Origin of the sequence: Catenulispora rubra (genome assembly GCF_015356825.1) — a bacterium.
Classification (GTDB): Bacteria; Actinomycetota; Actinomycetes; order Streptomycetales; family Catenulisporaceae; genus Catenulispora; species Catenulispora rubra.
In genome coordinates this window covers 1-23,670 of sequence record NZ_JAACYW010000175.1, presented here as the reverse complement: position 1 = coordinate 23,670, position 23,670 = coordinate 1, and the positions used below count along the sequence as shown (strand labels likewise).

Sequence of the window (23,670 nt, the reverse complement as noted above, 5' to 3'; positions counted from 1 at the left end):
GAGGTCGGGAGGCGGGAAGCTGGTGCGGCGTCGTGCGGGCCGGGGCCCGGTCAGCGCGGCAACGCTTCGTACGCCTCCCAGGCGTCCAGGGTGACCTGCTCGAAGCCCAGGCCGTAGGCCGTCACGCCGCGGCCGTAGGCGCCGAGCCAGCATTCGCGCAGCTCCGCGGCCAGGACCCAGCCGTACTCGCTCTCGCGGTAGCGGAAGCGGGTGGGCTTGCCGTCGACCGGGAGTTGGACCGCGCGCCAGGGGGCGTCGTCCAGGTTCTCGGCGACTTCGTAGGCGAGTTCGGTCTGCTGGTGCAGCCAGTCGCCGCGCAGTGCCTTGTCCACGGCCCAGGGCCAGGCGTCCGAGAGCAGGCCCAGGCCCGCGACGGCTGCGAGGGTGGACAGGGTGGTCGGCTCCAGGATGGTCGCGCCGCCTCCGGGGCGGCGGTCCAGGCGGGCCATCGTCACCACGCCGCAGAAGCGGCGGGGGGACAGGTCGTCGGGGCGGCGGGCCGGGTGGTCGCCGTGGCCCAGGGTGCCGTATTCGGCGACGCCGTCGGGGCCGAGCAGGATCGAGCCCAGCCAGCGGTCGCCGGACCAGGCCTCGTCCAGGCCGTACCACGGGACCGCGGTGCGCTGGCCGGGCCAGGCGTCGGGTTCGGAGGCGGCCAGGGCCGCGGCAGAGATGGACAAAGCACTGTTGGAGGCGACCGGCGGGCCGGGGACATGGTCGTCGCCCGCGGCCGGCGCCACAGAGCCCGGCTGCGAGGCCGGGCCGACGGGGTTGGGGAAGTCTTCAGTTGAGATGGTGCTGCTCATGGAACCTCACGTCGCATCCGCGTCAAACGGCGGGCGCTCGCCCGCGGCCAGGCGCGGGGCGGGGGCCCGGTAGAGGGCATCGTCCGGGGTCGCGTCGTCGGCGGCGAGGGGCCGTCGGGCTCCCTCGGCCGCACCGCGTATCTCGCTGTTGAGCGAGTCGGTGATGTCCCTGATCTCGCGGAAGTCGCCGTCTTCGGGTCCGAGCACGTGCTTGCGCACGAAGTTCTTCGGGTGCAGGTCGGTCAGCTCCAGGTCCTGGAACTCCGGACCCAGTTCCTTCTTCAGGTCGTTCTGGGCGTTGCGGGTGAACTCCCGGAACTGCCGCAGGGTGCGTGCCAGGCCCTGTACCGCGCTGGGCAGCTTGTCCGGGCCGAACAGCATGACGGCCAGGGCCAGCAGCGCGATCAGCTCCAGCGGGCTGATGTCGAGAAACGGCACGTGGGGGCTCCTGCTCTGGCGGGCGCGGCCGGTGTCTTCTCCGGCGCTAGCGCTAGCGTAACTCCCGGCCGGGCGGATGCTGGACCCCCGGCGGGTGGATATTCGTCGATCCTTACACGTCTTGGCTCGGCAATGCCGAGCCAAGACGTGTAAGAGCGAGCCCTCGATCGCAGTGGGGCCGCGACCTGATTCCTGCGGCTAGTGTCCCGGCGCGTAGGTCACGACCTGAGCCGGTGCCGGCTGGGCCGGCGAGTGCGACGGGCTGGCGCTGGCGCTGAAGTCGCCGACCAGCCACACCCCGGTCCCCAGCGCCGCCAGCGACACCGCGCCGATCGCCGCGGCCCGCAGGCGCTGCGGGCGCACCGGGGAGCGGCCGGCCGTGGGGCGGCCGGCCGCCGGAGCCGCTGGCGGGCGGATCGGCACGGTCTGGAACGAGAACGGGGTCGGGGCGTTGCCGGGCGCGCCGGTGGGCGAACCGCTGCCGCCTCCGGGCAGCTGCCCGGAGGCCGCGGCCCCGGTGCCGCGGTTGGTGTCCAGGCTGAGCAGCCCGAGCATCAGCTCCACCGGCACCTGGGGCGCCGCCATCGCGCCGAGCCGCGACTTCACCTGCCGTTCGACGTCGGCCTCGGCCCGGCACTCGTCGCACTGCGCGAGGTGGCCGAGCATGCGGCTCGCTGTGCCGTGGTCCAGTTCGCCGTCGATCAGCGCGGTCAGGCGGTCTCCGAGGTGCCTGGTCACCGGCGGCCCTCCTTCCCGCCGGCGACCGACGCCGCGCCGCCGGGGGCCCGGTGCTCCAGGGCCGCCCGGAGCTGCGAGCGGCCGCGGTGGATGCGCGAGCGCACGGTGCCGAGCTTCACGTCCAGGGTGGCCGCGATCTCCTCATACGACAGGCCCTCGATGTCGCACAGCACCACCGCGGCGCGGAACTCCGGCGCCAGGGCGGCCAGCGCGGCCTCGATGTCGGCGTCCATGTGCGAGTCGACGAAGATCCGCTCCGGCGACGGCTCGCGGCCGGGCAGCCGGTCGTCGGCGTCCTCGCCCAGGGAGTCGAAGCGGATGCGGGCCCGGCGGCGCACCATGTCCAGGAACAGGTTCGTGGTTATCCGGTGCAGCCAGCCCTCGAAGGTGCCCGGCTGGTAGCTGGACAGCGAGCGGAAGACCCGGATGAAGACCTCCTGCGTGAGGTCCTCGGCGTCGTGCTGGTTGCCGGTCAGGCGGTAGGCCAGCCGGTAGACCCGCTGCGAATGGGTCCGCACGATCTCGTCCCAGCTCGGCGGCTCCCAGCCGACGGCCGCGGCGTCCAGGGGCTGGGTCTCCCCCACGCTCTGCACGACGGCCTCGGCGGGCGTCGTGGTATCGGGGATCGCCTCACCCCGGCGGTTCTTTTCCAGGGTGGCCTTGCGGGCCGCCCTCCGACGACGAAGTTCCCCGAGATCGATCCGCGGTCCAATGGTGTTGACCGGGACGGCTCCAGGATTGCGGGCGCTGTTGGCGTCAGCCACGACGTCCCCACCTCCTATTTCCAGTACCGCACTCATCACCATAGACGCCTGCCTCGCTGCTAAAGGCTGAAAGGAACCTGAGATCGGTCTAAGATCTCCCGGCTCTCCAGACCGTGAGCCACTGTCGAGGACAGAACGGCCGGTCACCGACACGAAGTTCCCGGGTACGGGTTCCTCCTCGGTGTCCGCTTAGAGCGATCAGGCAACCCGATCCCGCCGGTACCGGAACCGTCCGGCCCCTGCCGCACACCCCGCCGCACACCCCGCCGCCGACCACCCGCGGACTGTCCGCCGGACAGTCCGACGTGGTATGCGCGCGGCCAGGTGGCTACGCTCTTGATGCCCAGTAGCAACCAACCGACCAGATCCCGGCCGACCCCGGCTCCGGGACCCGCGACCCTCGGAGGCCGTCATCCCCAGTCACCGGCACGCCAGCCTGGCGTATGCGGAGGGGTACGTCGCCGAGGACGACGTCCTGGTCTCCGCGCGCCGCGAGGCGCGGCGGCTGGGCATCGTCCCGGTCGAGCCCGGCACCGGCGCGGCCCTGCGGCTGCTGGCCGCCACGCTCGCCGCCCGGTCGGTGGTCGACGTCGGCACCGGCGCCGGCGTGTCGGGGATATACCTGCTGCGCGGGATGCGCCCGGACGGGGTGCTGACCACCGTGGACGAGGACACTCAGGGCTCGCAGGCGGCCCGCCGGGCCTTCGCCGACGCCGGCTTCGCGGCCAGCCGCACCCGGGTGATCGGCGGCGCGTCCGGCTCGGTGCTGCCGCGCCTGGCCGACGGCGGCTACGACATGGTGTTCTGCGGCGGCCCGGGCACCGACCACCTGGCCGGCTACGAAGAGGCGCTGCGGCTGCTGCGGCCCGGCGGGCTCGTGGCCTTCGACGGGGCGCTCGGCCAGGACCGGGTGGTCGACCCGTCGATCCGGGACGCGCGCACCTCGGCGCTGCGGTACCTGCACCGCCAGGTCGTCGAGGACACCCGGCTGCTGCCGGCCCTTCTGCCCACTGGTGACGGTCTGCTGTGCGCGGTGAAACGCCCTTAGGAAACCGAGAACCCCGCACGATGCCGCGGCGCGGCCCGGCGGGGAAACCCGGGAACGGGCGTCGGCACCCAACCCGACGCGGACGCTCTGACCGGGGTGGGGCTCCGGTCCGGCCGGGTGCGGAGTGAGAAGGAACACGTAAATAGGGGACGCCGGACCCCGGCCGTTCGGGGGCCAGACGTCACTGGTGGGACGAACGGGGTGGCACGAATGGCGGCGCCGGGCTAACCGACGACCCCCTTGATCGCCTCGCCGAGCGCCGCGGCCTCCTCTGCCGACAGCTCAACCACGAGCCGGCCGCCGCCTTCCAGCGGAACCCGCATCACGATGCCCCGTCCCTCTTTGGTCACCTCAAGCGGGCCGTCACCCGTCCGCGGCTTCATCGCCGCCATGCTCGTTCCCCTTCCTAGGAGCCAGCTCTCAACCAATCCATTATCCCGCACGCGCCCGGATTGGGTTCCGGTGTCGCCGCGGGAGGCCCGACTGAGTAGCTTCGTCAGAGTCTGCAAACAGTTCTACCGGACGCGACCAACACTGGTACATGCCTGGAAGCCGATAAGGCGGAGAGTGGGACCCCCTATGTCCGACAACGTTGTCTACGACGTCACCGAGGGTGTCGGCACCATCACCCTGAATCGCCCGGACGCGCTGAACTCGCTCGACAGTGCGACGAAGGCGGCGTTGCGGGACGCGGCGACAGCGGCGGCGGCGGACGGCTCCGTTCGCGTGATCGTGCTGCGCGCCACCGGGCGCGCCTTCTGCGTCGGACAGGACCTGCGGGAGCACGCGGCCTCGCTGGAGGCCGGCACCGGCCTGGCGGACACCGTGCGCGAGCACTACAACCCGCTGCTGCGGGCCCTGACCTCGGCGCCCAAGCCGGTGATCGCCGCGGTGAACGGCGTGGCGGCCGGCGCCGGCGCGGCCCTGGCCTTCGCCGCCGACCTGCGGATCGCCTCCGACAAGGCGGCCTTCAACCTGGCCTTCGCCAACATCGGGCTGACCGCCGACTCCGGCGGCTCCTGGACGCTGCCGCGCCTGGTCGGACCGGCCAAGGCGCTGGAGCTGCTGATGCTGCCGGAGACGATCGGCATCGAGGAGGCCGCCGCGCTGGGGCTGGTGCACCGGGTGGTGCCGGCCGAGGAGTTCGACGCGGCGGTCGACGAGCTCGCGGCGCGGATGGCGGCCGGGCCGACCGCGGCCTACGCGGCGTTGAAGCAGGCGGTCGGCTTCGCGCTGACGCACACGCTGGACGAGACCCTGGACCTGGAGGCCGACCTGCAGGACGCGGCCGCGGCCACCGAGGACCACCGCAACGCGGTGCGGGCGTTCCTGGCCAAGGAGAAGCCGACCTTCACCGGGCGCTGACCGGCAAGGCCGGTACAGGTAGAGGCAGCAACGCCAGCACTGACACCGGCACCATCAGCCAACACCGTCATCGAACACTGCTACGGCCGGTCCCCCACGGGGACCGGCCGTTCTGTTGAGCTGAAAAACCGAAGAGCCCTACTGGTCGTTCCCCGGCTGCCGATCCGTCCGCCGGTACCAGGCCGCCAGCGGGTTTTCGTCCTCAGGGTTCTGACCGTCCGACGGGCCCGGCTCGCCCGCACCGGGCGCCACGCCCACGCCGGGGCCGAAGCCGGGCTGCACCACGGCCGTCGCGATCACCGCGCCGGTCGCACCCTCGACACCGGGCACCGCGTCCTGGACCCGCGCCACCGGCTCGTAGCCGACGCCCTCGCCGAACCGGGTGTCGGCCGGCCGCGTCAGGTCGGCGATCAGCCGGTCCCGGTGGTCGATCTCGGCGGCGAGCCGGTCCAGCAGCCGGTCGACCTGGTCCATGCGGTAGCCGCGGAAGCCGACGGCGAAGCGGGCGCCGTCGATGTCCTCCCGGCCCAGCTGCCGGTCGTCGGCCAGCGCGGGCTCGGGGCGGTCCTGGCGCGGGTCGTCCAGACCCCCGCCGCGGCCCGCGGCCACCCACGCGATCGCACCGAACACCGCCGCGACGACCAGAAATTGGAAGTACAGCACGCGGACATCGTGCCATGCCCGGCCCCACGCCGTCGCCGTTAGGCTGATCTCCATGTCATCGAACGCGGACGGCGCCGCCGGCGACCGCACCGAGAACGCCCCGCCGCCGGCCGCCGTCCCGCAGGGCACGCTGCGCCTGGGACCGTACGAGTACCGCCCCGACCAGCGGCTCGTGATGGCGATCGTGAACCGGACCCCGGACTCGTTCTACGACAAGGGCGCCACCTTCGGGGACGCCGCCGCGCTGGACCGCGTGGAGAAGGCCTTGAGCGACGGCGCGGACCTGATCGACATCGGCGGTGTTAAGGCCGGCCCCGGCGACGTCGTGGACACCGCCGAGGAGATGCGCCGGGTGGTCCCGTTCGTCACCGAGGTCCGCAAGCGCTTCCCGGAGGCCGTGATCTCCGTGGACACCTGGCGCGCCGAGATCGGGGACGCGGTGTGCGCCGAGGGGGCGGACGTCCTGAACGACGCCTGGGGCGGCTGGGACCCGCGGCTGGCCGAAGTCGCGGCCCGGCACGCGGTGGCGCTGGTGTGCACGCACGCCGGCGGCGTCGAACCGCGCACGCGCCCGCACCGCATCGGCTACCCGGACGTGATGGCGGACATCCTGGAGCGCACCGTCCACGGCGAGGCCGAGCGCGCGGCGGCCCTGGGCGTCCCGCGCGACCGCATCCTGATCGACCCCGGCCACGACTTCGGCAAGAACACCCGCCACTCGCTGGAGGCCACGCGGCGCCTGGCGGACATGACGGCCACGGGATGGCCGGTGCTGGTGTCGCTGTCGAACAAGGACTTCGTCGGCGAGACCCTGGACCGCCCCGTGCAGGAGCGGCTGATCGGCACCCTCGCCACCACTGCGGTCTCGGCCTGGCTCGGCGCGCGGGTGTACCGGGTGCACGAGGTCGCCGAGACCCGGCAGGTGCTCGACATGGTCTCGGCGATCCAGGGGCTGCGGGAGCCGGCGGTCGCCAAGCGGGGCCTGGCCTAGGGCCCCGGCGACCACACCGCCCCGATCTTCGAGGGCGACAACGCCACCGTCGCGTTCGAGGCCGCGGGCGCGACCTTCCAGGTCAACATGGCGGCCGGCCTGGCTTCGACACAGGCGGACCCGACCCCGCAGACCAAGATCTCGGACCTGTCCGGCGGCCTGGCCGTGCGCACCGACAGCCCGGCGTTCGTCCACCGGCTCGGCGGCTTCGACCGGTTCGCCACCGCGGTGCAGGTCTCGCAGCAGCAGTTCCGCACCGCCGGCGACGGCTCCGACCAGCGCGCCCAGGCGCAGGCCGTGGTGCTGAGCCGCTCGGACCAGTTCGCCGACGCCCTCGGCGGCTCAGCGCTGGCCGCGCACAAGAACGCGCCGCTACTGCTGACCGAGAGCGCCTCGCTGAACGCCGCCAGCCGCGGCGAGATCCAGCGCGTGCTGCCGGCCGGCGGCACCGTGTACGTGCTCGGCGGCGACCAGGCGATCTCGCCGAACGTCGCGAACCAGCTCGCCGGGCTCGGCTACCACGTGCAGCGCATCGGCGGCTACGACCGCTTCGAGACCGCGGTGGACATGGCGAACGTCTACGCGCCGAACGCGACCCAGGTGCTGACCGCCACCGGCATGAACTTCCCGGACGCGCTCTCGGCCGGCGCCGTGGCCGGGCAGGCCAACGGCATGGCGGTGCTGCTCACCGACGACACGGCCATGCCCGCGGTGACCGGAGACTACATCGCCAGCCGCATCAACGGCCACAGCCTGACCTACCTCGCCGCGGTCGGCGGCCAGGCGAACAAGGCCCTGGCCGACGACGGGTTCGGCGGCTACGAGAAGCTGGGCGGCGCGGACCGCTACGCCACGTCCTACAACGTCGCCTCCCACCTGTTCTCCGGCTTCACGGCCGTCGGCATCGCCACCGGCACGGACTGGCCGGACTCGCTGTCCGGCGGCGCGCTGATGGGCCGCTACGGCGGCCCGCTGGTCCTGGTCGACCCGACCTACGGCATCAACCCGGCCGAGTACACGCTGTTCGATGCCAACCGCGGCTCGGACAACTTCGGCTACGTGTTCGGCGGCGACCTGGCCCTGCCCTCGCGCATCGACAACCAGCTGGCCGCGGCGATCGACACCGCGACCGGCAGCTCGCACGTCGCGGCCGGCGGCATCGCGACGCTGTCGACGCCGAACCTGACCGCCAAGTAGGAGCGGCCCTCAGGTAGTAGCAGCGCACTGAGGTAAGAACAGCGCATAGGTGAGCCTGGCGCTTAGGTGCGTAACGCCAAGGGCGACACCAAAGACAAAGACTTGGCCGCCGGAGCATCCCGCTCCGGCGGCCGAGTCTGTTGTTGTCTGTCCTCGAAGAATCCGTTGTCGAAGAAGGAGCTTCAGCCCCGGTCCCCCGGCTTCCCCATGATCGCGACCGCCTCGTCCGGGTCGTCGACGAGGTGGATCAGATCCAGGTCGCCGGGGGCGATCTTGCCCGCCGGGATCATGGTGTCGCGGATCCAGTCCACCAGGCCGCCCCAGAAGGCGCGGCCGACCAGGACCACCGGGAAGGACGTCACCTTGTGCGTCTGCACCAGGGTGAGGGCTTCGAAGAGCTCGTCCATGGTGCCGAAGCCGCCGGGCAGGACCACGAAGCCCTGGGAGTACTTCAGGAACATGGTCTTGCGGACGAAGAAGTAGCGGAAGTTGATGCCCTGGTCGATGTAGCTGTTCAGGGACTGCTCGAAGGGCAGCTCGATGCCCAGACCCACGGAGCGGCCGCCGGCGTCGAAGGCACCCTTGTTCGCCGCTTCCATCGCGCCCGGGCCGCCGCCGGTGATGACGGTCCAGCCGGCCGCCGCCAGGCCGCGGCCGATCTGCTCGCCGACCAGGTACTCGGGGCTGCCGTTCGGGGTCCGGGCGGAGCCGAACACGGTGATGGCCGGGCCGGTGCGGGCCAAGGAGTCGAAGCCCTCGACGAACTCGCCCTGGATGCGCAGCACGCGCCAGGGGTCCTCGTCCTTCCAGTCCTTGCCGTAGGCATGGTCGAGCAGCTTCTGGTCGGCGGTGGCCGCCGGCAGCTGCTCCTGTCCCCGTCGCCGGGTCACCGCCCCCACGAAGCGCTCGGTGAACTTGCTGCCCGTGCCGTGTCCGTTGCCGCTGCCTTGACTCATAGTCGGCACATTACCGGCCGGGGTTGACCGGGCGACGGCCGACAGGCGACGAGCACGCCGCGCCCGGCCGACGTGCCGTGGCCTGCGGCGCAGGAGCCCCGGACCGCTCAGGACGGCTCAGGACGGCTCAGGACGGCTCAGGACTGCGCACGACCGCTCAGGACTGCGGGTGCACCTGCTCCAGGTGCTGGCTCAGCCAGCCGTAGGCCTGCGGCAGCCACTGCTTCCAGACCGCGGTGTTGTGCGAGCCGTGGTCCTTCTTCAGCACGTCCACCATGTTCGGGGCCACCTGCTGCAGCGACAGCGCGTCGGAGAGCACGCTGCCGTGCGCGTCCTCGGCCGAGGCCGCGGCCAGCAGCGACACCGGCGGGTCGGGCTTGTGGTTCTGCAGGAGCCACAGCGTGGAGTTCTGGTCGGCGAAGGACGTGCCGTACTTGGAGACGTAACCGCCGGGCCGCACGTCGCCGCTCATCTGGACCGCGGCGCTGAACAGCTGCGGGTACTGGACCAGCAGCTTGCCGGCGCACAGGCCGCCCTCGGAGTAGCCCATCATGCCCCAGCCGGTGCGGTCGGTGGTGACCCGGAAGGTGCGCTCGATCATGTTCTTGACGTCGTCGGTGATGTAGGTCGCCACCTGCGGGCCGCCGGGGATGTCGGTGCAGTCCGTGTTCACGCCCTTGACCGGGGAGATGTTCACCGCGACCAGTACGAACGGGGTGGAGGCGTGCTGCTGGACCAGCGTGCCCAGCTCCTTCTGCCCGGCCATGTTGCCGAACCAGGTCTGCGGGGTGCCCGGGTAGCCGGGGAAGAGCAGGACGACCGGGAAGGCGGCGTTCGCGTAAGTCGGGTCGTTGTACTGCGGCGGCGTCCAGACCATCACGTCGTTCGTGCCGCCCAGCCCGGACTTGGGCCCGACGAAGGTGGTGACCACCGCGTCGTCGCCGTACTTCTTGAACTCCTGCGTCGGGCCGGCCGGCCGCTGGCGCGGCACCACCGGCACCACCTGGCCGCGGCCGCCCTGGGCCCGGCCGTCGGTCAGGTCGCCGCCGGCGATCGGGGTGCCGGTCGCCGCGGTGTTCGCGTGGATGATGACGCCCGGGCTGCCGGTGTCACCGAGCAGATCGTCCCAGGACGCGTAGAGCCCGTAGTAGTTGTTGACGATCACGCCGCACAACAGGATCGCCATGACCTGACTCACGCCGATCATCGACAACCGGGCGGCGGCGCGCACCGGGCGCGGGCCGCGGATGCGGTTCCACAACAGATACGTGCCGATCGGCGCGGCGACCGCCAGAAGGATCGCCGTCACCGTCATCGGCCAGCCGGTCGGGCTCATCGAAACTTCGGACCTCTCGGAACTTGCCTGGACAGCCGGGGCGTTCACGGGCTCCCGTAGTCGTCCGGGAGCTGCTCCGCCGCTGGTAAGACGCTACCGAGTCCCAACCGGTTGCCTCCGGCGCGCACCTGTTGTGCCGCCGGTGCGCGCCGCCGCGGGGCATCAGGTCACGAGGCGGAGCCGAGCCAGCTTCTCATCCGCTCCGCGCATCGAACAACTTGCCCCAAGTCCACTGATTCATCGGGTTTGTGGGCCAGAGATCCGTCTCCCGGACCGTAGTTCACGCCCGGAACGCCGAGTTCGGCGAACCGAGCGACATCGGTCCACCCGAATTTCGCCGTGGGTTCGGCGTCCATTCCCGCCATCACCGCGCCGACGAACTCCGCCGCCAACGGCAGGTGCAATCCCGGCCGCGCGGCCGGGGCGGAGTCCGTGACGATGATCTCAGCGTCCAGATCCGCGAAGACCTCCCGGACGTGACGTTCCGCGTCGTCCTGACTGCGGTCCGGCGCAAAGCGGAAGTTCACCGTCACCGAGCACTCGTCGGGGATCACGTTGCCGGCCACGCCACCCGTGATCCCGACCGCGTTCAGGCCCTCGCGGAACTCCAGGCCCTCCACCTCGACCCGGCGCGGCTGGTACTCGGCGAGCCGCCGCAACGCCGCGCCGGCCTTGTGGATCGCGTTGTCGCCGAGCCAGGAGCGCGCCGAGTGCGCACGGGCGCCGTGGAAGGTCAGCCGGGCCCGCATCGTGCCCTGGCAGCCGCCCTCGACGACGTTGTTGCTCGGCTCCAGCAGCACCGCGAAGTCGGCGGCGAACCACTCCGGCCGGGTGCGGATCAGCCGGCCCAGGCTGTTGCGCTCGGCCTCGACCTCCTCGCACTCGTAGAAGACGTACGTCACATCCCGGTTCGGCTCGGCGAGCGTGGCGGCCAGCACCAGTTGCACCGCGACGCCGGCCTTCATGTCGGAGGTGCCGCAGCCGTGCAGCGTGCCGGTCTCCCAGTCGCCTTCCAGCAGCGAGGGGACGTTACGGCGGCCGGTGCTGTCGACGGCGATCGGCACCGTGTCCAGGTGCCCGGCCAGGACCACGCGCTCGGCGCGGCCGAGGTTCGTGCGCGCCAGCACCGAGTCGCCGTCGCGCAGCACTTCCAGGTGCGGATAAGCGCGCAGCGCCTCCTCGATCGCGTCGGCGAGCGCCTTCTCGTTCCCGCTCTCGGATTCGATGTCGACGAGCGCCGCGGTGAGGCGGGCCGCGCTCTGTGTGAGGTCCAGGCCGGACATCTGTCGGTCGCTCCCCGTCCTCAGCCGGTGAACCCGTTGTCCCGGAGCATGTCGTTGATCTGCAGCTTGTCATGCGTCTCGCCGGGCTCCAGGCGGCGCAGCACCAGCAGGCAGGGGGTGGTGAACTCCCCGCCCGGGAACTTCTTCACGCGGGTCGAGCTGACGCACACCGACCAGGCCGGGGCCTCGCCGCGCGGCAGCTCCTCGCCGGTCTCGGCGTCGAACACGCGCATCGACTTGGTGAGGTTGGTGCCCGAGCCCAGCTTGGCGCCGCGGCGGACCCGCGCGCCCTCGACCACCATCGAGCGGGAGCCGATGAAGCAGTCGTCCTCGACCACGACCGGGACCGCGTTGGCCGGCTCCAGCACGCCGCCGATGCCGACGCCGCCGGAGAGGTGGACGTTCTTGCCGATCTGCGCGCAGGAGCCGATCGTGGCCCAGGTGTCCAGCATCGAGCCGGTGTCGAGGTAGCCGCCGATGTTGATGAAGCCGGGCATCACGATCGCGCCGGGGGCCACGTAGGAGCCCCAGCGGATGACCGCGCCGGGGACCACTCGAGCGCCGTTGAGGTCGGTCTTGAGCGGCATCTTGTCGTGGTACCGGAAGTCGCCGGCGTTCGACTCGACCATGTCCAGGACCTTGAAGGAGAGCAGGATCGCGCGCTTGGCCCGCTCGTCCACCACCACCTCGTCGCCGGCCTGGTCCACGAACGCCGCCCGGGCGGTGCCGGCGTCGATCAGGTCCACGGCCTCCACCACGGCCTTGCGGGCGTCGGAGTCGGCCGGGCTGAGCTCCGCGCGGCGCTCCCACAGCTCGTCGATGACGGCCGAGATCGGGGAGGCGGAATCCTGGGGGGTCGGTGCGTTCGTCATGGCCACCACGATATGTGTTTCAGCTACGGTGGCCTGGCGGTGTTCACACCGCAGGACGGATCTCGGACATTAGCGGACGGAACAGGACGGTATGGGTCAGAGAGGCCGCCCCCGGGGCAGGCAGGAACAGGCGCCGCGCAAGTCCCGGCACATCGGCGCGTGGGTGGTGACCGTGCTGCTGATCGGCGTGCTCGGCGCCGGAGGGCTCTTCGTGTACCGCGCCTTCACCGGCGGGCTCTCCTCGGAGAACTGCACCGCCACCGGCGCGGACGGCCAGTCCTCGCAGATCTCCAACGAGCGGATGGCGAACGCGGCGACCATCGCCGCGGTGGCGCGGGCCAAGAGCCTGCCGGAGCGCGCGACGATAATCGCTCTGGCCACGGCCGAGCAGGAGTCGAAGATCCAGAACCTGACCGGCGGCGACCGCGACTCGCTCGGGCTGTTCCAGCAGCGGCCCTCGCAGGGCTGGGGCACCACGGTCCAGATCATGGACCCCGTGTACTCCACCGGGCAGTTCTTCCACGCGCTGCTGAACGTGAACAACTGGGAGTCCATCTCCGTCGGCAAGGCCGCGCAGTCCGTGCAGCGCAGCGCGGACTCCTCCGGCGAGTCCTACGGGCAGTGGGAGGCGATGGCCACGGTCCTGGCCACCTCGCTGGACGCCAAGTCCGGCACCTCGCTGACCTGTACCTACAACGACCCGAAGGCCGCCGCCGAGACTCCGGGCTCGAACGGCCTGACACCGCGCGCCACGGCCCTGGGCCAGGCGCTGGTGAAGCAGTTCAGCGCGAACGGCGCCGGCTCCGCTCCTCAGTACTCGCACACCGGCGACGGCCTGACGCTGCGGATAGCGTCCAGCAACGGGCTCTTCGACCCGCACGTGGTCGCCGACTGGGCGATCGCCTCGGCGAAGAACCTGACGGTGGACAAGGTGCAGTACGCGGACCAGGTGTGGACGCGCTCCTCCGGCAAGTGGAAGTCGGCCTCCCCGGTGGCCGCCGGGACCGTGGAGGTCTCGGTGGTGAAGGGCGGCTGAGGCCTGGCACGCTGGGGCGATGACATGGATCGTGTTCGATTACGGCGAGGTCATCGCCCAGCGGCCGACGCCGGAGGCCTTCGCGCAGCTGGCCGAGTCCGTCGGTGCCCCGACTGCGGAGTTCGAGGACGGCTACTGGCGGTTTCGCGACAAGTTCGACCGGGGCCAGGACGCCCTGGAGTACTGGCAGGCGGTCGGCGACCGGGCCGGGGTCGAGGTCGGACCGGCGGAGGCCCGGAAGCTGACCGCCGCGGACGTCGAGCTCTGGAACACCCTCGACCCGCAGTCGGTGGCGCTGGTGGCGGAACTCGCAGCGGCCGGGCGGCAGCTGGCGTTGCTGTCGAACGCGCCGATCGCGCACGGCACGGCGTTCCGGTCCCGGGAGTGGGCCGCGCCGTTCGAGCACTTGGTGATCTCCGGCGAACTGGGCATCGCCAAGCCGGATCCCGCGATCTGGCGGGCCCTGCTGGACCGGCTCGGCGCGCCGGCCGGGGAAGTGCTCTTCCTGGACGACCGCGAGGTGAATGTCGCCGCGGCGAAGGAAGCCGGGATCAAGGCTTTCGTGTTCACCGGTGTCGACGACGCCCGGCGGCACATCGGGGAATTCGACGAAGAATTCCACTCTCCGACCGGGTTCTGATATCCGACGACCCGATCATTATCCGCAGATATTACATTCCCTTTACTCCCATCAGCGTTTCCCGGAGCGGGGTTCATCCGTTGGGCAGGGAGCTGTCGCGTCGACGTGGCAGCCCCGATCCTAGGAGAACCAGGCAATGAGCACCTTGAGCACCACGGTCCGGCGCGGCCTGGTCGTCACGGCGGCCGCGATGGCCGCCGGTCCCGTCGTCGGCGGCGTCGCCTCCGCGGCGACCGGACCGACGACCAGCGCCCCGCTGGACGCCGCGCCGATCTCGACCGCTGCCGCCGACGCCTCCCAGCCGGCCACCGCACCGCTGCCGGTGACCCGCTCGGCCCTGCCGCTGGCCGGCGGACTCGGCTCGATCATGCCGCTGAACGGCGGCCTGGCCTCCCCGGTCGGCGGCCTCACCGGCGGCCTGCCGCTGAGCAACCTCGCCGGCGGACTGCCGGTCAGCGGCCTGGCCGGCCAGCTGCCGGTGGTCGGGCCGATGGCCCAGAACCTGCCGGTGGTGGGCCAGCTGACCGGCGACCCGGCGCCGACCTCGCCGAACGCCGCCGCGGTCGGCGAGCAGGCGGCCTCGGACCTGAAGGCGTCCTTCCCGCCCCCGCACATGCCGACCCCGCCGGCCCTGATGACGCCGGCGCACGCCGGCACCCGCAGCCGGACGGTCTCGCCGGTGGCGCCCGCGGTCACCGCCCCGGCCACCGCGCCGGTCGGCGGCTACGCGATCCCGGCCGCGTCGACCGCGCCGGCCGCCCCGGCCGCCCCGGCCGCCCCGGCCCAGCCGGCGGCCGCGCCGCAGCCGCAGAGCTCGCTGCCGCTCATGGGCCAGCTGCCGACCGGCAACCTGCCGGTGGTCGGCGGGCTGACCTCGGGTCTGCCGGTGGGCGGCCTGACCGGGCTGCTCGGTCACTTCTAAGCCGGATCCGGGCTGCATCGGGGCTGCATCGGGGCTGGGCCCGGGTCGAATCGAGGCTGGGTCCGCGTCGCCTCCGGGTCGCCTCCGAGTCGCCTCCGAGTCGCCTCCGAGTCGGTTCCGGGTCGATTCCGGGTCGATTCCGGACCGATTGATGCCCGACTCCACGCTGGTTCCACGCCGAATCCACGCCGAATCCACGCCGGCTCCGGCCGACCGCGGCGATCGGCGCGGTGAAAGCGGCGCCGACTTCTGAAAGCCTTCCCTAAGACCCCTGGCATGCGCTTGAGCGTGCCAGGGGTCTTTCGCGCGCCGGCGGTGCGGCCATACGGGGGATTTCCGTCTGTCCGCTTGATCAGCGCGCTCTGATGTCACATAACCTGATGATGAGAGGAATCCCTCCTAGGAGCGATTATCCGCAACTCTTCGCATGCGGGCGCCGCGAAGGCGCAATGAATCGCCATGCCTGACAACGTGTGAACCGCCCCACCGGGAGCCACGGATGAAGCACCGCCACGGCAAGACGACAGGTGTCAGCTCGGGTCTGGTGGACCTGGCCGAGCAGTCCCTGGCCGACGTCTCGCGCTCGGTCTCGGCCGGCGAGGTGCGGTCCGAGGACGTCGACCGGCGCATCAGCCCGCCGCGCGACGGGGGGACCGCGACCGTGCCGGTGGCCGCGTCGTTCAACTCGGCCGTGTGACGGAGGGCGGTGCCATGACGTCCGCGCCCGCGTTCCGGCAGTTCGTCCTGAAGGTGGCGAGCCGCTGCGACCTGGCTTGTGACCACTGTTACGTGTACGAGGCCGCCGACACCTCGTGGCGTCACAAACCGCGGTTCATGTCCGAGCAGACTGTGCGTCGCACTGCCGAGCGGATCGCCGAGCACGCTGCCGCGCATCGGTTACCCGCTGTCGCCTTAGTACTGCACGGCGGAGAGCCGCTGCTCTTAGGACCGGCACGTATGCGGGAAACGCTGAGGACGCTGCGCGAGGTCATCGAGAGCGCGGGCTGCGCGGTGGATCTGCGTGTCCACACCAATGGGGTTCAGCTCACCGACGAATACTGCGAGCTGTTCCGCGAGCACCGCGTCCGCGTCGGCGTGTCCCTGGACGGCGACCGTGCGGCGACGGACAGGCACCGACGGTTCGCCAGCGGAGCGTCGAGTCATATGCAGGCTCTGCGCGCGGTATCGCTATTGCGCGACGACTACCCGGACGTCTATGCGGGAGTGCTGTGCACCATCGACGTCCGCAACGATCCGGCGGCTGTCTATGAGGCGGTCCGTGATGCGGCGCCGCCGCGCGCCGATTTCCTTCTCCCCCACGCCACGCATAGCGATCAGCCGCTGAGACCGGATCCCGGTCGGGCCGAATACGCGGACTGGATGCTCGCGGTGTTCGACCGCTGGGATGACGAAGGCCGTCCGTTCCCGATCCGTTCCTTCACCTCTGTCCTGGACGCATTCCGTGGGTTGCCGAGCGGAACCGAGTCGCTGGGCCTGAGTCCGGTCGACCTCGTGGTCGTGGAAACCGATGGGGCGCTGGAACAGACGGACTCTCTGAAGGCGGCGTATGAGGGTGCGCCTGACACCGGCTTCACTGTCGCCGAGCACTCTTTCGACGAGGCTTCCGTGCATCCGGGCTTCGAGGCACGGCGTCACGGTTTGGCGGACCTGTGCGAGACCTGTCGGCAGTGTCCTGTGGTCGCCGTATGTGGTGGCGGACTGCGTACACATCGCTATAGCGCTCCCTCGCCGGCAGTCGCGGCGAACCCACAGGCCGACCCCTTCGACAACCCCAGTGTCTACTGTCGGGATCTCAAGGAGCTCGTCTTGGGGATCAGGACCCGAACCCAGGCATCCGTCGTCGCGCGGGTTCCCGCGCAGCGAGCCCTTGGACTGCCGGCGGATGTACTGCATCAGTTGGCCCATGGATACGGCGACGCCAAAGCGATCGCCCACCTGAATCGCTTCCAGCGCTCCCTGCGCATACTGCTACTCGCCAAGGTGTTCGCCGCGGCGGACGGCGCCAGCGGGGCACGGCAGGAACTCGTGGACGCCGCGGTCGCCACGCTGACGACGCTCGACGCCGACCACAAGAACGCCCTGCACGAGGTTCTCGGGCATCCCTACACGTCGGTCTGGGCTCTGCGCTGCCTGGACGACGCGCAATCCGGCCGGGCCGATCCTGAGGACTTCGCCCACCTGGCCGCGCTGGCCGCCGCGACCGCCGTCCGCGCGGGTGTCGACGCGGAGGTCGAGGTGCCGGTGCGGCGGGGCGCCGTGTACCTCCCCACGCTCGGGCGTCTGGTCGTCGGCGCCGACGCAGGCCGGTCCGTCAGGCTGCGGATCTCCGACGGCGCGTGCGACGTGTTCGGTATGCAGGGGTGGCAGGGCGTCCGGCGTGTGACTCTTCCCATGTTCTCCGGAGGCGGTATCGCTTTAGAGGACACGGACCCGTTCCGCCGGTGTCATCACTGGGAGGTCGCGCAGCGGCTGCCCTATAGCGAGGCGGCTGCGTGGACGCGCACCGTCCCCGCGGCGTGGGACCTCCTCGCGCGGGACCACCACTCCTACGCGCCGGGCATCGCCGCCGGGCTGACGACGATCGTGCCGCTGGCTCCGTCGCTGTCCGGTCGGGCCGTCAGTTCTACCGCGCGCCGGGCCTATGGAGCGATCGGTGCTGCTCTGCCTGTACTGCGCACGGGTACCGCCGATCCGTCCGCCTCTTCATTGGCGCTCCTGATGATCCATGAGTTCCAGCATGTGAAGCTCGGCGCGGTCCTTGACATGGCAGACCTGCACGATCCGCACGACACCCGCCTGTTCGAGGCGCCGTGGCGGCAGGACCCGCGTCCGCTGGAGGGGCTTCTACAGGGGACGTACGCGCATGTCGGCGTCACCGACTTCTGGCGGGTCCGCCGGTTCACCGCGCCGGACGCCGAGGCGCGCGCGCACGCGGAGGCGGAGTTCGCGCTCTGGTACGGGCACACCCTGCGCGCCACGCACGTCCTGGCCGACTCCGGTTCCCTGACTCCGCTCGGCCTGCGGTTCGTGGACGCGCTGCGGACCACGTTGGAAGCTTGGACGTCCAAGGTCTGACCGCGACACGCAACGTTGACGCCACCGATTACCCCGCGCAATCCTTCAAGAGACGCAGTGTGAAAGCAGTGAAGGTCACGGGGTGACCCGCCGGGTGCAAGGGGGCGGATGGCTGTGCCGAGTCGGACGCCGAAGGGCGCCGAACACGGGTCAGCCCCGGTCTTCTTCCTCAGTTATGCCAGGCATCACCGCGCCCCCGAGGACAAGTCAGGAACCGCCGAGGATCCGGACCGCTGGACGCTGCGGTTCTTCGACGACCTGACGTTCGAGGTCGCGGAGCTCACCGCGCTCCCCCGGCACGCCCGGCCCGGGTTCATGGACCGGGAGCTGCGGGTCGGCCAGGAGTGGCCGCGGCGGATCTCCGAGGCGCTGGCGGTGTGCCGGGTGTTCGTACCGCTCTACACGCCGCGCTACTTCACGTCCCTGAGCTGCGCCAGCGAGTGGTACCTGTTCCAGGCCCGGCAGAGCGCGCACGAGCTGACCTCCGGCACCCGGCCCGAGGCGATCATCCCAGTGCTGTGGCTGCCGATGCCCGACACCGAACTCCCGCCTGCCGCGCAGGCACTCCAGTTCGACCACCACACACTCGGCGAGGCGTACGCGCGCCTGGGCTTCCTGCAGCTGATCCGGCTGGCGCGCTTCAAGGACGAGTACCAGCTGGCGATCCACGCGCTGGCGCGCGAGGTCGTGCGGGTGGCGCTGAGCGGCGCGCCGCGGGCGGCGCAGCCGGTGGACTTCACGTGGCTGCGCGGCCGCTTCGAGAGCGCCGAGGGGCTCTTCGACGCGGCCCGGGAGTTGGTGCGGCGGGTCGGGGGCCGCACAGCGCTGTCGCTGCCGGGGCGGCGGCCGCTCGCGTTACCGCCGGGGACGGCGATCGCGGACAAGCTCGCCGCCCCGCTCACGGGCTCGCTCTCGGACTCGCTCACGGACCCGCTGACGGACTCGCGCGCCGAGTCTGCGCCCGGACCTGTTCCCGTGCCCGATCGCCCCGAGGGCGGCCCGCACAGCTCGGCGGACGACGCCGTGGCCGCGTACGTCCGCGCCGTGCAGGCGAAGCTCACGGAGTGGTTCGCAAGCCGGCCCCACCAGATCGCGTCCTCAGACTTCGACGACTTCTACTTCCGAGAGGTGCATCCCGCCGCCAAGGCGGCACTCGTCCGCCACCTGACACCCCACGCACCGGACGGACCCTCCGCGCGGCCGCCACGTCTCCGCTCACTGCCCACCGCAGAGCGACCGCAAGGAGAAGCGCCCGATGTCCTCTGATCCGGACGGCACCGTCATCACCTTCTACTCCTACAAAGGCGGCACCGGCCGCACCATGGCCCTGGCGAACGTGGCGTGGGTCCTGGCCGCGAACGGCCGGCGGGTGCTGGCGGTGGACTGGGACCTGGACTCGCCGGGACTGCACCGCTTCTACCACCCGTTCCTGCCGCCCTCGGCGTTACAGTCCGCCGGCGGGGTCATCGACCTGATCGTCGACTACGCGTGGCAGGTGCACCAGCACCGGGAGGACCGGCCGACGGACTGGCACCGGCAGGCCGCGGAGGTGGCCCGGCACACGGTGGCCATCGACTGGCCGTTCCCCGGCAACGGGGCTCTGGACTTCCTTCCGGCGGGCCGCCAGAACCGCGACTACGCCTCGGCCATGGCGCCGCGCGGCTGGGACGACTTCTACGAGGAGATGGGCGGCGGCCTGTTCTTCCAGGCCATGCGCGAGGGGATGAAGTCGGCGTACGACTACGTCCTCATCGACAGCCGCACGGGGCTGTCGGACATCGCCGACATCTGCACGCTCCAGCTGCCCGACGTCCTCGTGGACTGCTTCGCGCTCAGCGACCAGAACATCGACGGGGCGCTCGCAGTGGCGCGCCGGGTACGGGAGCACTGTCTGGACCGGCCTATACGGATCCTGCCTGTGCCGATGCGTGTGGACGAGGCGGAGAAGGCGAAGGCGGACGCCGGGCGCGCGGTCGTGGCGTCGCGGTTCGACGGGTTCCCGGCCGGCATGGACGACGAGCGCCGGACGCAGTACTGGGCCTCTGTAGAGATCCCCTATAGGCCCTTCTATGCGTACGAAGAGACTCTTGCGGTCTTCGGTGACACTCCCGGCTTACCCACCTCGCTGCTGGCCGCCTTCGAGCGGCTTACCGCTGAGATCACTATGGGCCGGGTCACCGGTCTTCCCGCTATAGAGGAAAACCGCCGTCAGCGGATTCTGGAGGGGTTCACCAGGCGGCAGACCACGAAGGTCCGTCCATTGATCCACTATGTCGCCGAGGACCGGATGTGGGCCGACTGGGTGCGGGAGATCTTGGCGCAAGTAGAGGTTCCTGCGGATCTTGTAGGAGTGGGAATCGCTATAGCGAATTCCGACACAGCGTCCTCTGCAGAGGAGCCTGGGGAGCCTGAAGGGGATCGACAGGTACTCGCCATCGCGTCGCATGCGTATCTGCGCTCTGCCGAAGTGCACGCCGACTTACGTCGCCTTGGCGCGGGGGCTCTGTCGGCCGAGGGGCGGTCGCCACGACGGGTCACCGCGGTGCGCGTAGCGGACGTCCGTTTACCGGCGCAGTACCAGGCGAACTCGCCGATCGACTTAGCGCGGCTCAGTGAGCCGGAGGCTGTGGAGATTCTGCTGCGCGCCGTGGACCGGAACGCTTATGCGCAGTGGCGCGCACGCTCTCCAGACGCACTGCCCTCCGCCCGCGCGCACGGCCCGCGCTTCCCCGGTGTCGATCCGCGTGTCTGGAACCTGCGCGGCCGCAACGCCACCTTCACCGGGCGCGACGACGTTCTGGAGTACGTCCGCGACCGCCTGCTCCACGGCTCGGCGGCCGGCTCCGCGCCGCCGCAGGCGCTGCACGGGTTGGGAGGCGTGGGCAAGACCCAGGTCGCGCTGGAGTACGCGCACCGGTTCAAGGGCGACTACGACCTGGTGTGGTGGCTGTCGGCGGACCAGCCGGAGCTGATCCCCACCGAGCTGGCCCGCCTGGCCCGGCCGCTGGGCCTCGGCCTGCGCGCGGACAGCGGTATCGCCGAGACCGCAGCGGCCGTTCTGGAGGCGCTGCGGCGGGGGGATCCGGTGCGCCGCTGGCTGCTGGTCTACGACAACGCCGATGAGCCCGGCGCGGTGCGGCCATACCTGCCGGAGAGCCGGCACGGGCACGTGCTGATCACGTCGCGGAACCCGGCGTGGGCGCAGGAGGCGGCGCCTCTCGAAGTGGAGGTGTTCACCCGCGCCGAAAGTGTGGAACATCTGCGACGCCGGGTTCCGGGGCTGGCCGTGGAGGACGCCGGCGCTTTGGCCGTCGCCCTGGGCGACCTGCCGCTGGCCGTCGAGCAGGCAGCGGCGTGGCTCACGGAGACCGGCACACCGGTCGGCGAGTATCTGGCAGAGCTCCAGCGGCAGGCGTCGGCGGTGCTGGCGCTGAACCAGCCCGGCGACTATCCGGTTCCTGTGGCCACGACGTGGACGATCTCGTTCGAGGCGCTGCGCGACCGCTCCCCGGCCGCCGTACGGCTGTTACAGCTGTGCTCCTTCCTCGCTCCGGAGCCGATATCGATGTCCTTGCTGCGCTCGGACGAGATGATCCAGGCCCTGATCCCCTACGACGAGGCGCTGCGCGACCGGATGATGATCGGACGTGTGGTCCGCGAAGTCGGGCGCTTCGCCTTGGCGCGCGTGGACGCCGCCTCCAACACGCTGCAGGTGCATCGCCTGGTGCAGTCGGTGATTCGTGCGCAGATGAGCGAGGAGGAGCAGGAACAGGCGTGCCATGAGGTGCACCGTGTGCTGGTCGGGGCTCGGCCCCGCGCAGGGGACACCGATGATCCCGAGAACTGGCCGCGCTATGACCAGATCTGGGCTCACCTGGGCCCGAGCCGTGCACGGCTGTGTGCTGAGGGCGAGACGCTGCAACTGCTGATCGACCGGGTGCGGTACCTCTGGAAGCGCGGGGAGTTGGGGGCAGCCTTAGCGTTCGCCGAGGAGGTGGCCGCAGTCTGGATCTCGCGAGGGCGTCCGCCGGACAAGGACCCGGACTTGCTGTCGCTGCGGTTCCATACGGCGAACGTGCTGTGGTCGATGGGGCGCTTCGAGGAGGCGCGTGAGATCAACGCAGAGGTGCTGCGGGCGCAGGCTGCCGCGTTGGGCAACGACCACCGGCACACGCTGATGACCGCCGGCGGCCTCGCTGCGGCACTGCGCGGGCTGGGGCGGTTCGACGAAGCGTTGGCTCTGGATGAGCAGACGTATGCGCGGTTCGCAGAGAACTTCGGAGTGGACTTCCCTCAGGCACTGTCCTCGGCGAACAACCTGGCGATCTCATACCGACTCGTCGGGGACTTCTCCAGAGCGGCCGAGATCGACCGGGAAGTGTTCGCGCGGCGGCGCGATGTCCTGGGGACGGGACACCCGTACACCCTGAGCTCGGCCGGGTCCCTCGCGCGGGACATGATCGACGCCGGCCGCTTCGCGGAGGCGGTGGAGCTGCTGCGCGCGACGTTGGAGACGTACCGGGACGTCCTGGGGGACGACTTCGCCGAGACGCTCCGGACGGCGAAGAGCCTGGCGGTCGCGCTGCGCAAGTGCGGGCGTCTCGAAGAGGCGCAGGAGCTGACGGAGGCGACGTACGAGCGCTATCTTCAGCGGTTCGGCGCGCGCCACCCCGACACCCGGGCCTGCGCCCTGAACCGCGCCGCAGACCTGGCCGCGCAGGACCGGGACGCGGAGGCGGTCGCGATCAGCACGGACTGCCTGGCCCTCTACGAGGCGGAGTTGGGCGAACGCCACCCCTACACACTCGTGGCGGTGAACAACCTGGCGGTCTACGAACGCGCGGCCGGCAACGTGGCCCGCGCCCGAACCCACGCCGAGCGAACGCTAGCCGGCTTCGACGCAGCACTCGGCGCATCGCACCCCTTCACCCTCGCCGCAGCAGGCAACCTCGCAAACTGCCTAGCGGACGACGAAGAACTCGCGGCAGCCCTGTCACTGGAGGAGCGAGTCCTGACGGGATCGCGCGAACGCCTAGGCGACGGACACGTGTACACACTCACCGCAGAGGCAAACCACGCAGCAACACTCCGCGCAACAGGCCGCGCCGCCGAAGCCGAGATGACAACAGCCCGCTGCCTCGACCGCCTCGCAGCAGCCCTCGGCGAAGGCCACCCGGTCTGCACCCGCGTGCGCGCCGGAGCCAGGGTGGGGCGGGATCTGGAGGCGGCGGCCTACTGAGGCGCCACCTGCTAAGAGCGACCGAGGATAGGCGTTACTTCAGGCGTCGAGTGGTGGGTCGTGTGTCCCATCGGTAGCGGGTGCGGGCTTCCCGGATGAGTGCACGGACGGTGACGAACGCGGCGGCGAGGTAGAGGTAGAAGTCGACGACCTGGCCGTCGCGTTCGAAACAACGCCGGATCTTGCCGTAGCCGTTCATCCACGATGTTGGGTCGGCCGCGCGGCGAGGTTCCTGAACTGGTCAGGTCCTTTTTCCGCGCGGCCTCCCGCCGAACCGGAC

The 23,670-nt window shown here is 71.0% G+C and carries 21 protein-coding genes and 1 pseudogene; 11 read left to right on the top strand and 11 right to left on the bottom strand.

Annotated elements, in window-relative coordinates; translation table 11 throughout:
* Positions 1 to 50 precede the first annotated feature (50 nt).
* The 4 genes from GWK61_RS35140 to sigE form a co-directional block, all read right to left on the bottom strand.
* On the bottom strand, positions 51 to 806 hold the full coding sequence (locus GWK61_RS35140) for a hypothetical protein (protein WP_228563461.1): 756 nt from the start codon (positions 804 to 806) through the stop codon (positions 51 to 53).
* Positions 807 to 812: 6 nt separating this feature from the next.
* Positions 813 to 1,244 (bottom strand): sec-independent translocase, encoded by a 432-nt coding sequence (locus GWK61_RS35135; protein WP_194916008.1) that lies wholly within the window; start codon positions 1,242 to 1,244, stop codon positions 813 to 815.
* 198 nt (positions 1,245 to 1,442) lie between these two features.
* Positions 1,443 to 1,982, bottom strand: a complete 540-nt coding sequence (locus GWK61_RS35130) for an anti-sigma factor family protein (protein ID WP_194916007.1) — start codon at positions 1,980 to 1,982, stop codon at positions 1,443 to 1,445.
* Complete coding sequence (gene sigE, locus GWK61_RS35125) at positions 1,979 to 2,788, bottom strand: RNA polymerase sigma factor SigE (protein WP_369125641.1); 810 nt, start codon at positions 2,786 to 2,788, stop codon at positions 1,979 to 1,981. Before sigE ends, GWK61_RS35130 begins: the two co-directional genes overlap by 4 nt.
* A 370-nt stretch (positions 2,789 to 3,158) precedes the next feature.
* On the opposite strand from sigE, the gene GWK61_RS35120 reads away from it, so the two are divergent.
* Entirely contained in the window at positions 3,159 to 3,794 is a 636-nt protein-coding gene (locus tag GWK61_RS35120; protein ID WP_194916010.1) for an O-methyltransferase, read from the top strand.
* A gap of 224 nt (positions 3,795 to 4,018) precedes the next feature.
* Here the strand turns inward: GWK61_RS35120 and GWK61_RS35115 are convergent, their stop codons facing one another.
* A complete protein-coding gene (locus GWK61_RS35115; protein ID WP_015796491.1) occupies positions 4,019 to 4,186 on the bottom strand; it encodes a DUF3117 domain-containing protein in 168 nt (55 codons plus the stop codon).
* Between the two features lie 187 nt (positions 4,187 to 4,373).
* Between GWK61_RS35115 and GWK61_RS35110 the strand changes: the two genes are divergently transcribed.
* Positions 4,374 to 5,159, top strand: a complete 786-nt coding sequence (locus tag GWK61_RS35110; RefSeq protein WP_194916006.1) for an enoyl-CoA hydratase-related protein — start codon at positions 4,374 to 4,376, stop codon at positions 5,157 to 5,159.
* Positions 5,160 to 5,297: 138 nt separating this feature from the next.
* Here the strand turns inward: GWK61_RS35110 and GWK61_RS35105 are convergent, their stop codons facing one another.
* Positions 5,298 to 5,822: a DivIVA domain-containing protein gene (locus GWK61_RS35105; RefSeq protein WP_323747899.1), complete on the bottom strand. Its 525-nt coding sequence runs from the start codon at positions 5,820 to 5,822 to the stop codon at positions 5,298 to 5,300.
* A 175-nt stretch (positions 5,823 to 5,997) separates the two neighbouring features.
* Between GWK61_RS35105 and folP the strand changes: the two genes are divergently transcribed.
* Both folP and GWK61_RS35095 read left to right on the top strand, forming a co-directional pair.
* Positions 5,998 to 6,813 carry a dihydropteroate synthase gene (gene folP, locus GWK61_RS35100; RefSeq protein ID WP_194916009.1) on the top strand — a complete coding sequence of 272 codons (816 nt, stop codon included), beginning with the start codon at positions 5,998 to 6,000 and terminating at the stop codon, positions 6,811 to 6,813.
* Positions 6,814 to 6,900: 87 nt separating this feature from the next.
* On the top strand, positions 6,901 to 8,010 hold the full coding sequence (locus tag GWK61_RS35095; RefSeq protein ID WP_194916004.1) for a cell wall-binding repeat-containing protein: 1,110 nt from the start codon (positions 6,901 to 6,903) through the stop codon (positions 8,008 to 8,010).
* Positions 8,011 to 8,192: 182 nt separating this feature from the next.
* Here the strand turns inward: GWK61_RS35095 and GWK61_RS35090 are convergent, their stop codons facing one another.
* From GWK61_RS35090 to GWK61_RS35075, 4 genes are all read right to left on the bottom strand, one after another.
* The gene (locus GWK61_RS35090; RefSeq protein ID WP_194916003.1) at positions 8,193 to 8,966 is read right to left on the bottom strand and encodes an LOG family protein; all 774 of its coding nucleotides are present in this window, start codon (positions 8,964 to 8,966) and stop codon (positions 8,193 to 8,195) included.
* A 157-nt stretch (positions 8,967 to 9,123) separates the two neighbouring features.
* Positions 9,124 to 10,302, bottom strand: a complete 1,179-nt coding sequence (locus GWK61_RS35085) for an alpha/beta hydrolase (protein WP_194916002.1) — start codon at positions 10,300 to 10,302, stop codon at positions 9,124 to 9,126.
* Between the two features lie 167 nt (positions 10,303 to 10,469).
* Positions 10,470 to 11,585: a succinyl-diaminopimelate desuccinylase gene (dapE, locus tag GWK61_RS35080; protein WP_194916001.1), complete on the bottom strand. Its 1,116-nt coding sequence runs from the start codon at positions 11,583 to 11,585 to the stop codon at positions 10,470 to 10,472.
* 20 nt (positions 11,586 to 11,605) lie between these two features.
* On the bottom strand, positions 11,606 to 12,457 hold the full coding sequence (locus GWK61_RS35075; RefSeq protein ID WP_194916000.1) for a 2,3,4,5-tetrahydropyridine-2,6-dicarboxylate N-succinyltransferase: 852 nt from the start codon (positions 12,455 to 12,457) through the stop codon (positions 11,606 to 11,608).
* 91 nt (positions 12,458 to 12,548) lie between these two features.
* On the opposite strand from GWK61_RS35075, the gene GWK61_RS35070 reads away from it, so the two are divergent.
* From GWK61_RS35070 to fxsT, 7 genes are all read left to right on the top strand, one after another.
* Positions 12,549 to 13,493 carry a hypothetical protein gene (locus GWK61_RS35070; protein ID WP_194915999.1) on the top strand — a complete coding sequence of 315 codons (945 nt, stop codon included), beginning with the start codon at positions 12,549 to 12,551 and terminating at the stop codon, positions 13,491 to 13,493.
* Between the two features lie 19 nt (positions 13,494 to 13,512).
* Positions 13,513 to 14,133 carry an HAD family hydrolase gene (locus GWK61_RS35065; protein WP_194915998.1) on the top strand — a complete coding sequence of 207 codons (621 nt, stop codon included), beginning with the start codon at positions 13,513 to 13,515 and terminating at the stop codon, positions 14,131 to 14,133.
* Positions 14,134 to 14,269: 136 nt separating this feature from the next.
* Positions 14,270 to 15,055, top strand: coding sequence for a hypothetical protein (locus tag GWK61_RS35060; protein ID WP_194915997.1), 786 nt, complete (start codon positions 14,270 to 14,272; stop codon positions 15,053 to 15,055).
* 499 nt (positions 15,056 to 15,554) lie between these two features.
* Positions 15,555 to 15,752 carry a hypothetical protein gene (locus GWK61_RS35055; RefSeq protein WP_194915996.1) on the top strand — a complete coding sequence of 66 codons (198 nt, stop codon included), beginning with the start codon at positions 15,555 to 15,557 and terminating at the stop codon, positions 15,750 to 15,752.
* 14 nt (positions 15,753 to 15,766) lie between these two features.
* Positions 15,767 to 18,151 (top strand): FxsB family cyclophane-forming radical SAM/SPASM peptide maturase, encoded by a 2,385-nt coding sequence (locus GWK61_RS35050; protein WP_194915995.1) that lies wholly within the window; start codon positions 15,767 to 15,769, stop codon positions 18,149 to 18,151.
* A 108-nt stretch (positions 18,152 to 18,259) separates the two neighbouring features.
* A complete protein-coding gene (locus GWK61_RS35045) occupies positions 18,260 to 19,417 on the top strand; it encodes a TIR-like protein FxsC (protein ID WP_194915994.1) in 1,158 nt (385 codons plus the stop codon).
* A complete protein-coding gene (fxsT, locus tag GWK61_RS35040) occupies positions 19,407 to 23,390 on the top strand; it encodes an FxSxx-COOH system tetratricopeptide repeat protein (protein WP_194915993.1) in 3,984 nt (1,327 codons plus the stop codon). Before GWK61_RS35045 ends, fxsT begins: the two co-directional genes overlap by 11 nt.
* Positions 23,391 to 23,424: 34 nt before the next feature.
* Here fxsT and GWK61_RS35035 read toward each other — a convergent pair.
* Positions 23,425 to 23,595: pseudogene (locus tag GWK61_RS35035) on the bottom strand (IS5/IS1182 family transposase); the annotation flags it as partial.
* Positions 23,596 to 23,670: the final 75 nt, after the last annotated feature.